This window comes from uncultured Leifsonia sp., assembly GCF_945957465.1.
Taxonomy (GTDB): Bacteria; Actinomycetota; Actinomycetes; order Actinomycetales; family Microbacteriaceae; genus Leifsonia.
The window spans coordinates 14,890-28,317 of record NZ_CAMFLC010000042.1; the positions used below are offsets into that span (position 1 = coordinate 14,890).

16 protein-coding genes are annotated in these 13,428 nt (G+C 69.9%); 11 read left to right on the forward strand and 5 right to left on the reverse strand.

Features of this window, described 5'->3' with window-relative positions:
• Positions 1 to 28: 28 nt before the first annotated feature.
• From Q0Q23_RS15780 to coaA, 4 genes are all read right to left on the reverse strand, one after another.
• Positions 29 to 337, reverse strand: a complete 309-nt coding sequence (locus tag Q0Q23_RS15780; protein ID WP_295126141.1) for a helix-turn-helix domain-containing protein — start codon at positions 335 to 337, stop codon at positions 29 to 31.
• 111 nt (positions 338 to 448) lie between these two features.
• Positions 449 to 772 (reverse strand): helix-turn-helix domain-containing protein, encoded by a 324-nt coding sequence (locus Q0Q23_RS15785; protein WP_295126144.1) that lies wholly within the window; start codon positions 770 to 772, stop codon positions 449 to 451.
• Positions 773 to 878: 106 nt separating this feature from the next.
• Entirely contained in the window at positions 879 to 1,214 is a 336-nt protein-coding gene (locus tag Q0Q23_RS15790) for a helix-turn-helix domain-containing protein (RefSeq protein ID WP_295126147.1), read from the reverse strand.
• 123 nt (positions 1,215 to 1,337) lie between these two features.
• Positions 1,338 to 2,306 (reverse strand): type I pantothenate kinase, encoded by a 969-nt coding sequence (gene coaA, locus Q0Q23_RS15795; RefSeq protein WP_295126149.1) that lies wholly within the window; start codon positions 2,304 to 2,306, stop codon positions 1,338 to 1,340.
• Between the two features lie 116 nt (positions 2,307 to 2,422).
• Here coaA and glmS point away from each other — a divergent pair, with 116 nt between their 5' ends.
• The 8 genes from glmS to Q0Q23_RS15835 all read left to right on the forward strand — a co-directional run bounded on the left by glmS (position 2,423) and on the right by Q0Q23_RS15835 (position 9,331).
• Positions 2,423 to 4,273, forward strand: a complete 1,851-nt coding sequence (gene glmS / locus Q0Q23_RS15800) for a glutamine--fructose-6-phosphate transaminase (isomerizing) (RefSeq protein ID WP_295126153.1) — start codon at positions 2,423 to 2,425, stop codon at positions 4,271 to 4,273.
• A 7-nt stretch (positions 4,274 to 4,280) separates the two neighbouring features.
• Complete coding sequence (locus Q0Q23_RS15805; protein ID WP_295126156.1) at positions 4,281 to 4,634, forward strand: holo-ACP synthase; 354 nt, start codon at positions 4,281 to 4,283, stop codon at positions 4,632 to 4,634.
• Positions 4,631 to 5,752, forward strand: coding sequence for an alanine racemase (gene alr / locus Q0Q23_RS15810; protein ID WP_295126159.1), 1,122 nt, complete (start codon positions 4,631 to 4,633; stop codon positions 5,750 to 5,752). Before Q0Q23_RS15805 ends, alr begins: the two co-directional genes overlap by 4 nt.
• 44 nt (positions 5,753 to 5,796) lie before the next feature.
• Positions 5,797 to 6,243 carry a tRNA (adenosine(37)-N6)-threonylcarbamoyltransferase complex ATPase subunit type 1 TsaE gene (gene tsaE / locus Q0Q23_RS15815; RefSeq protein ID WP_295126187.1) on the forward strand — a complete coding sequence of 149 codons (447 nt, stop codon included), beginning with the start codon at positions 5,797 to 5,799 and terminating at the stop codon, positions 6,241 to 6,243.
• Between the two features lie 97 nt (positions 6,244 to 6,340).
• On the forward strand, positions 6,341 to 6,961 hold the full coding sequence (gene tsaB / locus Q0Q23_RS15820) for a tRNA (adenosine(37)-N6)-threonylcarbamoyltransferase complex dimerization subunit type 1 TsaB (RefSeq protein ID WP_295126162.1): 621 nt from the start codon (positions 6,341 to 6,343) through the stop codon (positions 6,959 to 6,961).
• Complete coding sequence (gene rimI, locus Q0Q23_RS15825) at positions 6,958 to 7,473, forward strand: ribosomal protein S18-alanine N-acetyltransferase (RefSeq protein WP_295126165.1); 516 nt, start codon at positions 6,958 to 6,960, stop codon at positions 7,471 to 7,473. The genes tsaB and rimI overlap by 4 nt, the downstream gene beginning before the upstream one ends.
• Entirely contained in the window at positions 7,470 to 8,570 is a 1,101-nt protein-coding gene (tsaD, locus tag Q0Q23_RS15830; protein WP_295126168.1) for a tRNA (adenosine(37)-N6)-threonylcarbamoyltransferase complex transferase subunit TsaD, read from the forward strand. The genes rimI and tsaD overlap by 4 nt, the downstream gene beginning before the upstream one ends.
• A gap of 155 nt (positions 8,571 to 8,725) precedes the next feature.
• Entirely contained in the window at positions 8,726 to 9,331 is a 606-nt protein-coding gene (locus Q0Q23_RS15835) for a DUF4190 domain-containing protein (RefSeq protein ID WP_295126171.1), read from the forward strand.
• 30 nt (positions 9,332 to 9,361) lie between these two features.
• Here Q0Q23_RS15835 and Q0Q23_RS15840 read toward each other — a convergent pair whose 3' ends face one another.
• Complete coding sequence (locus Q0Q23_RS15840; RefSeq protein ID WP_295126175.1) at positions 9,362 to 10,549, reverse strand: SAM-dependent methyltransferase; 1,188 nt, start codon at positions 10,547 to 10,549, stop codon at positions 9,362 to 9,364.
• 150 nt (positions 10,550 to 10,699) lie between these two features.
• Between Q0Q23_RS15840 and groES the strand changes: the two genes are divergently transcribed.
• The 3 genes from groES to guaB form a co-directional block, all read left to right on the forward strand.
• Positions 10,700 to 10,996 (forward strand): co-chaperone GroES, encoded by a 297-nt coding sequence (gene groES / locus Q0Q23_RS15845; protein WP_055894868.1) that lies wholly within the window; start codon positions 10,700 to 10,702, stop codon positions 10,994 to 10,996.
• A gap of 117 nt (positions 10,997 to 11,113) precedes the next feature.
• Positions 11,114 to 12,049 carry an EamA family transporter RarD gene (gene rarD / locus Q0Q23_RS15850; RefSeq protein WP_295126181.1) on the forward strand — a complete coding sequence of 312 codons (936 nt, stop codon included), beginning with the start codon at positions 11,114 to 11,116 and terminating at the stop codon, positions 12,047 to 12,049.
• A gap of 81 nt (positions 12,050 to 12,130) precedes the next feature.
• Positions 12,131 to 13,428, forward strand: a 1,298-nt coding sequence (gene guaB, locus Q0Q23_RS15855; RefSeq protein WP_295126184.1) for an IMP dehydrogenase, incomplete at its 3' end; no start/stop codon positions are given.

Below are 13,428 nucleotides of genomic sequence, written 5' to 3' on the forward strand. Positions count from 1 at the left end.
TCCCGGTCGCGGGGGGCGTCAGGGCGTTTCAGCCGTGACGGCGCCTCTCCTGTTCCCGACGGAACTCCGACGCGGTGAACGGCCGCGAGTCCTCGGGCAGGAGTTCGCGATCGTCGAGCCCGGCAAGGAGCTCCCCGGGTTGCACGCCGAGCCGCACGGAGAGACGCAGCAGGGTGAGGAGCGTCGGATTACCGATGCCCCGTTCGAGTCGTCCGTAGTTCGCGGCGTCGATCATGCTGTCATGGGCGAGGTCGTACTGGTTCAACCCCAGAGCGTTGCGAGCGTCGCGCAAGCGGCCTCCGAGGATGCGCAAGGCTTCGAAGCTCGGTGTGGGCATGCGTTCACTCTGCGGTCATCCGGGGTCGCATCCCAGTGGCCAGGAACGTCCGGCTTCGATGCGTGACGCATTCAGGCGTCGGGATACGGGTTCTCCGAGAACGCGCGCGGTTCAGTTGGCGCTCGCGCCAGTCCGTCCTCGGCGCTGCTGCTCGCGGACGAAATCGGAGGCGGTGAAGGCGTGGACCCGTTCCGGGAGCAGACTGCTCTCGGCCAAGCCGTCGAGGAGCGAGGTCGGCTCGATCTCGAGGGTGACCGCGAGTTGCAGGAGCGTCGTCAGCGTCGGGTTGCCCACGCCCCGCTCGACTTTGCCGTAATTCGCGAGGTCCACCTGGCTCAGGCTCGCCACCTCGTACTGGGAGAGTCCGAGGGCTATGCGCCGGTCGCGGAGCCGATCGCCAAGAATACGGGCTGCTTCGAAGCGTGGGGACGGCATGCTTCTAGCGTGGTTGTTCTCGGGATCTTGTCCCAGAGGAAACGATCCACATGCTTTGAATCCTCAGGTGTATGAACGCTCGGCGATCGGTGTTCTCGGTCCGGCCTCAGCTTGGCACCGACGGCCGACATGTCCCCTCGGTGTTTCGAGCGCGGTGGGCCGCGACGAAGTCCGATACCGAGTAGGCGTGCTCGCGATCGGGGAGCATGTCCTCTCCGACGAGTCCGCCGACCAGAGCACAGGGATCGACCTCGAGGGCGGTCGCCAGGCGGACGATGGTGTGGAGCTCGGAGTTCGCTTCTCCGCGTTCGACACGACCGTAGTTGGTCACGTGCATGTCGGCGCGGACCGCGATGGCCTCCTGGCTGACGCCGAGAGACATCCGTGCCCTTCGCACACGTTGTCCGAAGAGGAGCGCAGCGCGAGAACGAGGTGTTGCCATGCTTCATGACTACGGGACAACCCCGTCGCGAGCCAGAGCGTCGGGACATGGATCGCCGGTGCGCGATGCACCTGCGCATCGGTCCGATACATCAGGATTTCGGAGTCGGCCGGTTGCCGCTGCCTACAGCTTGCGCAGCAGCACCGAGCTCACGGTGTGGTCGGCGTCCTTGCGCAGGACGAGCTTGGCGCGCGAGCGCGTCGGCCGGATGTTCTGCACCAGGTTGGGCTCGTTGATCGCCGACCAGATCGCGGCGGCGCGTTCGCGGGCCTGACTTTCGGTGAGCTGCGCGTACCGATGGAAGTACGACTTGGGGTTCGCGAACGCGCCGCGCTGCAGTTTGAGGAAGCGCTCCTCGTACCAGCGGGCGATATCCCGAGTGCGGGCATCGACATAGACGCTGAAGTCGAACAGGTCGCTCACCGCCAGCCGGTTGCCGCCGCCCGCGGGCTGGAGGACGTTGAGGCCCTCGACGATGAGGACGTCGGGGCGGCGCACCACGATCTCGGCATCCGGCACGATGTCGTAGCTGAGGTGCGAGTAGAAGGGGGCGCGAACCTCGGGTGCGCCGCTCTTGACCGCGGTGACGAAACGCAGCAGGGCGCGCCGGTCGTACGACTCCGGGAAGCCCTTGCGCTCCATGAGTCCACGCCGTTCCAGCTCGGCGTTCGGCAGGAGGAAGCCGTCGGTGGTGACGAGTTCGACGCGCGGAGTGTCGTCCCACCGCGACAGGAGCTCGCGCATCAGGCGGGCGATGCTCGACTTGCCGACGGCGACCGAGCCGGCGACTCCGATCACGAAAGGGGTGGGCTGTGCGCGCTCGCCCAGGAAGTCGCTGGTGACACGATGCAGCTGCTTGGTGCCGCCCACGTAGAGATTGAGCAGGCGGCTCAGCGGCAGATAGACCTCCTCCACCTCGCGCAGATCCAGCGGGTCGCCCAGGCCCCGGAGCTGGACGATCTCGGTCTCCTGGAGCGGCAGCCGGGTGTTCTGCGCCAGCTCGGCCCAGTCGGCGCGGCTCAGCTCCACATAAGGGGTGCTGGACTCGCCGTTCGCCGGGGATCCGCCGCGAGCGGCGCCGTTCTCAGCCATAGGCCTCAAGTCTAGACAGGCTCGTCGCAGCCGGGGCCGCCGTGCAGCCGTGGCGGTCCCGCACGCCGGCCTGAGCGATGACGGGCAGCGCGATCGTGTCCCGTAGAATCGAGCGCATGTGTGGAATCGTGGGATACGTCGGCACCGACCGCAGCCTGGAGGTGCTGCTCGGCGGCTTGAAGCGCCTGGAGTACCGCGGATACGACTCCGCGGGCATCGCGGTGATCGACCCCGACGGGCAGCTGGGAACGGCCAAGAAGGCCGGCAAGCTCGCCGTGCTGTCCGACGAGCTCAAGGCGCACCCGATCCCCGACGGCGGCACCGGAATCGGCCACACCCGCTGGGCGACCCACGGCGGGCCGACCGATCGCAACGCGCACCCGCACCTCGGCGATGAGGGCCGGCTGGCCGTCATCCACAACGGGATCATCGAGAACTTCGCCACGCTGAAGGACGAGCTGCTCGCGGACGGCTTCTCGTTCGAATCCGAGACCGACACCGAGGTGGCCGCGGTCCTCCTCGGCCGCGAGTACCGCGCCACGAACGACCTCGGTGAGGCGTTCCAGCGGGTCGTCTCGCGTCTCGAGGGTGCCTTCACCCTGCTCGCCCTGCACCAGGACCAGCCGCACGTCGTCGTCGGCGCCCGCCGCAACTCGCCGCTGGTGATCGGGCTCGGCGAGGGCGAGAACTTCCTCGGCTCGGATGTGGCCGCGTTCGTCGAGCACACCCGCCGCGCGGTCGCGATCGGGCAGGACCAGATCGTCACGATCACCCCGGACTCGGTCACCGTGACCGACTTCGCGGGCGCGACCGTCGAGGTCGAGCCCTTCGAAGTGGCGTGGGACGCCTCCGCGGCCGAGAAGGGCGGCTGGTCGTCGTTCATGGCGAAGGAGATCGCCGAAGAGCCCGACGCCGTGGCGAACACGCTGCGCGGGCGCGTCCTCGACGGCACCGTGCACATCCCCGAGCTCGACGCGTTGGGCGACGACTTCCTCGCCGGAGTCGACCGCATCACGATCGTGGCCTGCGGCACCGCGGCCTACGCCGGCCTGGTCGGCAGCTACGCGATCGAGAAGTGGTCGCGCGTGCCCGTGACTGTCGAGCTCTCCCACGAGTTCCGTTACCGCGAGCCCGTCATCACCGACGGCACCCTCGTGATCTCGATCAGCCAGTCCGGCGAGACGATGGACACGCTCATGGCCGTCAAGTATGCGCGCGACGCCGGCGCCAAGGCGATCTCGGTCTGCAACACCCAGGGCGCGACGATCCCACGCGAGTCCGACGCGGCCCTCTACACGCACGCCGGCCCGGAGGTCGCCGTCGCCTCCACCAAGGCATTCGTCGCCCAGATCACGGCGCTCTACCTGTTCGGCCTGCACCTGGGCCGCGTGCGCGGTACCCTGTCGGACGCGCAGCAGCGCGATGCCGTCGAGGAGCTGCAGGCCGTGCCGGAGAAGATCGCCACCGTGCTCGAGGCGCACGCGACGATCGCCCAGCTCGCCCACTGGATGTCCGACACCCGGTCCGTGCTGTTCCTCGGCCGCCATGTCGGATACCCGATCGCCCTGGAGGGTGCGCTCAAGCTCAAGGAGCTGGCCTACATCCACGCCGAAGGTTTCGCCGCCGGCGAGCTCAAGCACGGTCCGATCGCCCTCATCGAGCCGGGTCAGCCCGTCTTCGTCGTCGTCCCCAGCCCGCGCTGGTCCGACGAGCTGCACAAGAAGGTCGTCTCCAACATCCAGGAGATCCGTGCCCGCGGCGCTCGCGTCATCGCGATCGCCGAGGCCGGCGACGCCGCGGTGCTGCCGTTCGCCGACGAGGTCATCCGCATCCCGCTGGCCGCTCCGCTGTTCGAGCCGTTGCTCTCGGTCGTTCCGCTGCAGATCTTCGCAATGGAGCTCTCGGCGGCCAAGGGCCTCGACGTCGACCAGCCGCGCAACCTGGCCAAGTCCGTCACCGTCGAGTAGGAGCGTCGTGATCGCGGGCATCGGGGTCGACGTCGTCGACCTGGCGCGCTTCGCCCGATCGCTGGAACGCACGCCCCGACTGCGGGAGCGCCTCTTCACAGCGGCCGAGCGCGGCTTGCCCGTGCACTCGCTGGCCGCACGGTTCGCGGCGAAGGAGGCCCTGATCAAGGCGCTGGGCGGCTCCGAGGGCGTGCGCTGGCACGACATGGAGATCGTGCCGGACGCGGCGAGGAATCCGGGATTCGTCCTGCACAACGTGGTCGGTCGTCAGGTCGCGGAGCGCGGCATCGCGCACATCCACGTGTCGATGTCGCATGATGCGGGCCTCGCCACGGCGTTCGTCGTCCTGGAGCGAGCATGAGCGACGCCTTTCGGGAAGCGGTCGTCGACCTCGACGCGGTGACCGCGAACGTCCGCAGGCTGCGCGAGATCGTCGGAACGCCGCACGCGATGGCGGTCGTCAAGGCGAACGCCTACGGTCACGGGGCCGTGGAGTGCGCCAGGGCCGCGCTCGCCGGAGGGGCGGACTGGCTCGGCGTCGCGGAGATCCCCGAGGCGCTGCAGTTGCGCGCCGCCGGCATCGACGCACCGGTGCTGGCGTGGCTGCACGATCCCGACGCGGACTTCGCCGAGGCGGTGGCGGCCCGGATCGACCTGGGCATCTCGTCCCTCGTCCAGCTCGAGGCCGCCGCGGCCGCGGGCTCCGCCGAGACGCCGGCTTTCGTGCAGCTGAAGCTCGAGACCGGGCTCAGCCGCAACGGGATCCCGGCGTCGGATTGGGAGGCCGCTGTCGCGCGGGCACGTGAACTCGAAGAGACCGGCGCCCTGGTCGTGCGCGGAGTGTTCAGCCATCTCTCCAACGCGTCTCCTGAAGACGACCGGGCGGCGATCGGCGTGTTCACCCGCGGCGTGGAGCAGGCGCACGCCGCCGGGCTGCGTCCGGACCTCCGTCACATCGCGGCCAGCGCGGCGGCATTGAGCCTGCCCGAGTCGCGCTTCGACCTGGTCCGCCTCGGCCTCGCGGTCTACGGGCTCAGCCCGTTCGGCCCGGCCTCGGCCGTCGAGCTCGGACTGCGACCGGCGATGACGCTGCGCGGACGGGTGGCCGCCGTGCGCCGCGTGCCCGCCGGTACGGGGGTCTCCTACGACTACACGTATCGGACCACCGATGAGACGACGCTCGCGCTCGTGCCCCTCGGATACGCCGAGGGGATTCCGCGGCACGCCTCCGGTCGTGGCCCCGTGTCGATCGCAGGGGAGTGGTACCGCATCGCCGGCCGCGTCGCGATGGACCAGTTCGTCGTCGATGTGGGCGATGCCGATGTGGCGGTGGGCGACGAGGTCGTGCTGTTCGGCGACCCTGCCACCGGTGTTCCCGGGGCCGACGATTGGGCGGAGGCCGCAGACACGATCAGCTACGAGATCGTCACGCGCCTCGGCGGCCGGTTGCGGCGCAGCTATCGCGGAGGCGCGGAGTGACGGGGCGCGTCCTCATCGACCGCGCCGTCCCGACCGCCGGCGACATGCACGAGTTGGGGATCGAGCTGGCGCGACTGTTGCGCGCCGGCGACCTCCTGGTGCTGACCGGGCCGCTCGGAGCGGGCAAGACCACGCTCACCCGCGGCATCGGCGAGGGCCTGGGCGTGCGCGGGCCGGTCACCAGTCCGACGTTCGTGCTCGCCCGCACGCATCCGAGCCTCGACGGCGGTTCTCCGCTGGTGCACGTGGACGCCTACCGACTCTCCAGCGCTCTGGAGCTCGACGATCTCGACATCGACTTCGCCCGTTCGATCGTGGTGGTCGAGTGGGGCAGCGGGATGCTGGACGGCGTCGCCGAATCGTGGCTGGAGGTCGAGATCGTCCGTCCCACCGGCGCGTCCGAGGGCGTCGCGGAGCCGGAGTCCGACGCCGATGAGCCGCGTTCGGTGACCGTGACCGGGTTCGGGCCGCGCTGGCAGTCCGAGGACTGACGGTCGAGGGGCGCATAAGCGCCCTCATCGAAGCGTCTTGAGGGCGCTTGGGCGCCCCTCGACGAGCTTCGGGGGTGCGCGCGCTTAGGCTGGAGTCATGCTTCTCGCCATCGACACGTCCGCCGGAACGAGCGTCGCCGTCGTCGACCGCGACGGCGGCATCCTGGCCGAGGTGGGCGAGACCGACACCATGCGCCATGCCGAGGTCGTCGGCGACCTCATCGCTGCGGCGCTCGACGCATCCGGCACCGGTGTTTCCGCGCTCTCGGGCGTGGTGGCGGGGATGGGCCCCGGCCCGTTCACCGGGCTGCGCGTCGGCATCGCCGCCGCCGCCGCGTTCGCCTTCGGAGCCGGCAGGCCGCTCGTCCCGGTCGTGAGCCACGACGCCGTCGCGTACGAACGCTACCTCGCCGGGCACACCGGTCCGCTGCTCGTCGTCACCGACGCGCGGCGGCGGGAGCGCTACTGGACGGCGTACGCAGGGGTCGACGAGCACGGCCTCCCGGTGCGTCTCGACGGACCCGGACTGAGCAAGCCGGACGACATCCCGCACGCCGATCTCGCACGCGAGGCCGCCGTCGAGGTGTCGGCCGGGATGCTCGGGATGATCGCAGAGCTCCGCTTCGCCGCCGGCCTGCCGTTCGACCGCGACGAGCCGCTCTACCTGCGCTCCCCCGACGTCACCCTGTCGGCCGGCCCGAAGCGGGTGAGCGCGTGACTGATCCGAACCCGGAGGCCGCGGGTGCCGCGTCGTGGCAGCTGCGGCGCGCCACCGAGCGCGACCTCGACGCCATCATGGCGATCGAGCGGTCGACATTCGTCACCGACGCGTGGTCGTCTGACACGATGCGCAGCGAGCTGGCGGCCGCGCACGGGTATTACCTGGTCGCCGTCCCCGTCGACGACGGCGACCGCGTCGACGGCTACGGCGGCCTGCTGGCGCCGAGGGGTGCCGGGGAGGCCGACATCCAGACCATCGCCGTCGTGCCGCACGCGCGGCGGCACGGACTCGGCAGGGCGCTCATGCTCGCACTGATCGGCGAAGCCCGCCATCGCGGCGCGAGCGAGGTGTTCCTCGAGGTGCGTGCCGACAACCCCGGCGCCCAGACGCTCTACCGCACGCTCGGCTTCGAGGAGATCGGTGTGCGTCCGCGCTACTACCAGCCCGACGAGGTGGATGCGATCGTCATGCGCCTGACCGTCACGACCCCGGAGACCACGATCGCATGAACGCGAGTTCCTTCCTGCCCTCCGCCGACGGCGCGGGGCCGCTCGTCCTCGGCATCGAGACGTCGTGCGATGAGACCGGTGTGGGCATCGTGCGGGGCACGACCCTGCTCTCCAACACGATCGCCTCCTCGATGGAGGAGCACGCCCGCTATGGCGGCGTCGTGCCGGAGGTCGCGGCCCGCGCCCATCTCGAGGCGCTGACCCCGACCCTCCGCACGGCGGTCGCGGATGCCGGGATCGAGCTCGCCGACCTCGACGCGATCGCCGTGACCAGCGGACCGGGTCTCTCGGGAGCGCTGATGGTCGGAGTCGGCGCGGCCAAAGCGCTCGCGCTCTCGCTCGGCAAGCCTCTCTATGCCGTCAACCATCTCGTCGGCCATGTCGGCGCCGACGTCCTCGACGCGGCCGGCGGCCCGGGCCAGCCGGTCGAGGTGCCGACCGTCGCGCTGCTCGTGTCGGGAGGCCACACCTCGCTCCTGCTCGTCCGCGACCTGGTGTCCGACGTGGAGCTCCTGGGCGAGACCATCGACGACGCGGCGGGCGAGGCGTTCGACAAGGTCGCACGCGTCCTCGGCCTCCCGTATCCCGGCGGTCCGCAGATCGACAGGGTCGCCGCGGACGGCGACCCGCGCGCCATCCGCTTCCCCCGGGGGCTCACCAAGCCCAAGGACCTCGAGCGGCACCGCTACGATTTCTCGTTCTCCGGCCTCAAGACCGCGGTCGCCCGGTGGGTCGAGCAGCGCCAGGACGCGGGGGAGGACGTGCCTATCGCCGACGTGGCGGCCTCGTTCCGGGAGGCCGTGGCCGACGTGCTCCTCACCAAGGCGATCGCCGCGTGCCTCGACCACGGCGTGCCGAGGCTGCTGCTGGGCGGCGGCGTCGTCGCGAACGCACGGGTGCGCCAACTCGCCGTCCAGCGCGCGGCCGAAGCCGGCGTGACACTGCGCATTCCGGCGCTCTCGCTGTGCACCGACAACGGGGCGATGATCGCGGCACTCGGAGCGCAGCTCATCCTGGCCGGTCGGCAGCCCAGCCGGCTGGACTTCGGGGCCGACTCCACCCTCCCCGTGACCGAGATCCAGGTGGCCGAGGCCTGAACCCGGGAGCAGACGAGGGGGAACGAGGTCGAGACCGCCCGGCGCCGGCCGGTGACACCCGCGGACACCGGGCGTTGACACGCCGGTGGCCCACTGCGACGATTGAGGTGGTACAGCGTTTTCCCAGCAAGCCACCAGAGAGGGAGATGGGCAGAATGTCCGATCCGAACACCCCGTCAGGCGCAGCCGAGCCCGAAGGAACGGAAGGAACTCCCGCTCAGCCGGTTCCGCCGCCGTCCGACATCCCGGCACCGGTACCGGACGGCGTGCCGCCCGTTCCACCGGTCGCGCCGCCCGCACCCCCGGTGCCGCCGGCCGCTCCCGGATACGGTGCTCCGCAGCAGCCGTACGGCCAGCAGCCACAGCAGCCCTACGGGCAGCAGCCGTACGGGCAGCAGCCGCAGCAGCCCTATGGGCAGCAGCCGCCCGCTCCGGGCTACGGCCAGCCCGCCTACGGTCAGCCGGCGCCCGGCTATGCGCAGCCCTACGCGCAGCCGGCAGCCAAGTCGCCGATCCTCAGCATCCTGTCGCTCGTCGGCGGCATCGTCGGCATCGTGCTCACGTTCGCGTGGGGCATCGGGTTCCTGTTCGGCGTCGCCGCGATCGTGCTCGGCTTCATCGGCCGCAGCAAGGAGCCGCAGGCCAAGGGGTTCTGGCTGACCGGGATCATCCTGGGCTTCGTCAGCGTGGCCATCGCGATCATCTTCTGGATCGTGCTGGGCATCATCCTCGCGAACTTCAACGCGACCTACCGGTACTGACGCGCACGACCCGCGCTCGCCGGACGGCTGTCAGAGTCGTTCGGCGAGCAGAGCCGTGTGCTTGCCGCCGACCCGGGTCAGGATCACGGTCGCCGGGCGCGATCCCGTGAGCTTGAGCCGGGTTCGCAGTGCCGCGGGGTCGACGTCCACCCCGCGCTTCTTGATCTCCAGGGTGCCGACGTCGCGGGCCCGCAGCGCCTTCTTCAGCTCCTTCTCGGCGAACGGGAGCGTCTCGAGGATGCGGAATCCGGCGGCGAACGGCGTCTGCGCCGGCTCGTCCGCCGTGATGTAGGCGATGCCGTCGCCGAGCATCCGGCCGCCGAGCCGTCGGGCCAGGTCGCCGATCAGGCGAGCGCGGATGACCGCGCCGTCCGGCTCGAAGAGGTACTCGCCGAGATCGCCGGTCTCGGCGTCTTCGCTGTCGGCCTCCGCGCTGAGCTCGTGCGCGTCGTCGCCGCGGATCACGAGCGCCGCTCGCCGGATCCCGGGTCGCGCCAGCGCTCCGAACCAGAGCCCGAGCTCCACGACCTGACCGTCGGCCGACACCCACTGCGCTTCGGCGGTGGACGGGATGAGATCGCGGTCGAACCCGGGCCCGAGTTTGAGGCCCACCGAGCGGCCCGTCGCCAGTTCGTACGCGAAGCCGAGGGACGGCGTGTAGTCGTCGGGATCGGTCAGACGGTCGGTGTCGGTGTGCCCGGCAGTGCGCCGGGCGGGGTCGAGGAAGACGCCGTCGACGGAGCGCAGGCTCACGTCCTCCGCGCGGCGGTGCTCGACCGTCGCCGACGGGAAGGGCGCCAGGTTGAACGCGGCGATCGCGGCGGTGACCTCATCGGCGTCGACCGCGGTGACCTCCAGGTCGAGCGCGGCGATGGCGAGAGCGTCGCCGCCGATCCCGCAGCCGAGGTCGGCGATGCGCGTCAACCCCGCAGCCCGGAAGCGACCGGCGTGGCGCGCAGCGACCGACAAACGCGTCGCCTGCTCGAGCCCGGCCTCGGTGAAGAGCATCCGGGAGGCGAACTCGCCGAACTTGCCCGCCGCCTTCTTGCGCAGTTTCGCCTGGGTGAGCACGGCGGCCACGAGCCCGGGGGAGTGTCCCTGCTTGCGCAGCGAGGTGACCATGCCGAGCACGTCCTTCTCGGACCGGTAGGGAGGCAGGGAGTCGAGCAGCCGTAGCCCTTCGGGGCTCAGCAGTTCGACGAGTTCCGACCGATCCATGTGCACCACGGTACCTTCTGGCACTCACGTTGCGGGACTGCTAACGCACCCCCTAGACTCGTGTTAGCACTCTCCGTGCGAGTTTGCTAACGCAAACCGCACTCCACCTGAGTTCGCAAAGACTGAGTTCACCAAAGAAAGAGGTCAACCGTGTCGGTCTCCATCAAGCCGCTCGAAGATCGCATCGTCATCAAGCAGGTCGAGGCTGAGCAGACCACTGCTTCCGGTCTGGTCATCCCCGACACCGCCAAGGAGAAGCCCCAGGAGGGCGAGGTCGTCGCCGTCGGACCGGGCCGCATCGACGACAACGGCAACCGCGTGCCGCTCGACGTCGCCGTCGGCGACAAGGTGATCTACTCCAAGTACGGGGGCACCGAGGTCAAGTTCGGCGGCGAGGACTACCTCGTCCTGTCGGCCCGCGACGTTCTCGCGGTCGTCGTCCGCTGACGATACTCTCTCGACGAAGCCCGGGTGCCCAGCACCCGGGCTTCGTCAGTTCCGGAGCGGGAGTGCCGCTCCACCGCGCGGACCGGAGTGTCCGCGGCGCGGAGTAGTGTCGTGGGAGTGTCACAGCCCCTCACCGAACACCGCCGGTCCGGCCTGATCTACGCGATCTCCGCCTACGTCCTCTGGGGTATCCTCCCCATCTACTTCCTCGCCCTCGCTCCGGCGAGCGCGTGGGAGATCGTGGCCTGGCGCGTGATCTTCTCGCTGGCCTTCTGCGCCATCGCGATCGCGGTCACGCGATCCTGGCGCGCCTTCGGTGCTCTGCTGAAAGACCGGCGCGTCCTGTTCACCATGGGTCTCGCCGGCGCACTCATCTACGTCAACTGGCAGACGTACGTGCTCGCAACGGTGAGCGGGCACGTGGTGGAGGCCGCGCTCGGCTACTTCATCAACCCGATCGTCACCGTGTTCCTCGGGGTGATCGTGCAGCGCGAACGGCTGCGCATCGCCCAGTGGGTGGCCGTCGGCGTGAGCGTCGTCGCCGTGATCGTGCTCGCCGTCGGCTACGGGCAGATCCCCTGGATCGCGCTCATCCTCGCCTTCTCGTTCGGCTTCTACGGGCTCATCAAGAAGCGGGTGGGCGGGCGCGTGGACGCCGTGTCCGGGCTCACGCTCGAGACGATGTGGCTGACTCCGGTCGCGATCGTCCAGCTCGTCGTGGTCTCCGTCACCGCCGGCCTGACCATCGGCAGCGGGGGGCCGTGGCACGCCGTGCTGCTCGTGGGCGCCGGTGTCATCACGGCGGTGCCGCTGCTGTTCTTCGCCGCTGCCTCCCGGAGGCTGCCGCTGGTCTACATGGGGTTCATCCAGTACTTCGCGCCCTTCATCCAGTTCCTGGTCGGCGTCGTGCTCCTGAACGAGGCGATGCCGCCCGAGCGGTGGATCGGCTTCGGAATCGTGTGGCTCGCCCTCGCCGTCCTGAGCGTCGACATGATCGTCGCGGCACGACAGGGGCGCAGGCAGGCCGAGCTCGACCTCGCACCGGTGGAGTGACCCGCCCGCCCGCGGAATAGACCACCAGGTTCTCCCGTTACCATTGGACATCCACACTCGCGCGACCTTGATAGGGGTGAAATGGACCAGGCGGATCCGTTCGGATTCATCGGTTTGACCTACGACGACGTCATGCTCCTCCCCGGGCACACCGACGTCATCCCGAGCGAGGCGGACACCTCGACTCGCCTGACCAAGCGGATCACCATGGCGACACCGTTGCTGTCCAGCGCCATGGACACCGTGACCGAGTCGCGCATGGCCGTCGCAATGGCCCGTCACGGCGGCATCGGCATCATCCACCGCAACCTGTCCATCGAGGATCAGGCGACCAATGTCGACAAGGTCAAGCGCTCCGAGTCGGGCATGATCACCAACCCGGTGACCACCACTCCGGACGCCACCGTGGAGGAGGTCGACGCCCTCTGCGGGCAGTTCCGTGTCTCCGGCCTTCCGGTCGTCGAGGGCGACGGCAAGCTCGTCGGCATCATCACCAACCGCGACATGCGGTTCGTCTCGCCGTTCGAGCGGTCGACGACGCTCGTCCGCGACGTGATGACGCGCATGCCGCTCATTACCGCGCCCGTCGGCATCGACCCGGACGCGGCCGTCGCGATCTTCGCCGAGCACAAGATCGAGAAGCTCCCGCTCGTGGATGCCGACGGTCGGCTGCGCGGCCTGATCACCGTCAAGGACTTCGACAAGAGCGAGAAGTACCCCAACGCCACCAAGGACGACGAGGGCCGCCTGCGGGTCGGCGCCGCGATCGGGTTCTTCGGCGACGCCTGGGACCGCGCGATGACCCTCGTCGACGCGGGTGTGGACGTCATCGTGGTGGATACCGCCAACGGCGACTCGGCCGGCGTGCTCGACATCATCCGCCGCCTCAAGCACGAGCCGCGCGCCTCGCACGTCGACGTGATCGGTGGCAACGTGGCCACCCGCGCGGGCGCCCAGGCGCTCATCGACGCGGGCGCCGACGCCATCAAGGTCGGTGTCGGCCCGGGCTCCATCTGCACCACGCGCGTCGTCGCCGGCGTCGGCGTGCCGCAGGTGACCGCTGTGTACGAGGCGTCGCTGGCCGCCCGCTCCGCGAACGTGCCGCTGATCGCCGACGGAGGCCTCCAGTACTCGGGCGACATCGCCAAGGCGCTCGTCGCCGGCGCGGACAGCGTCATGCTGGGGTCGCTGCTGGCCGGTACGGCCGAGTCGCCTGGTGAGCTGGTGTTCGTCAACGGCAAGCAGTTCAAGAACTACCGCGGCATGGGCTCCCTCGGCGCCCTGCAGACCCGCGGCAAGAAGACCTCCTACTCGCGTGACCGCTACTTCCAGGCCGACGTGCCGAGCGATGAGCAGCTGATCGCCGAGGGCATCGAGGG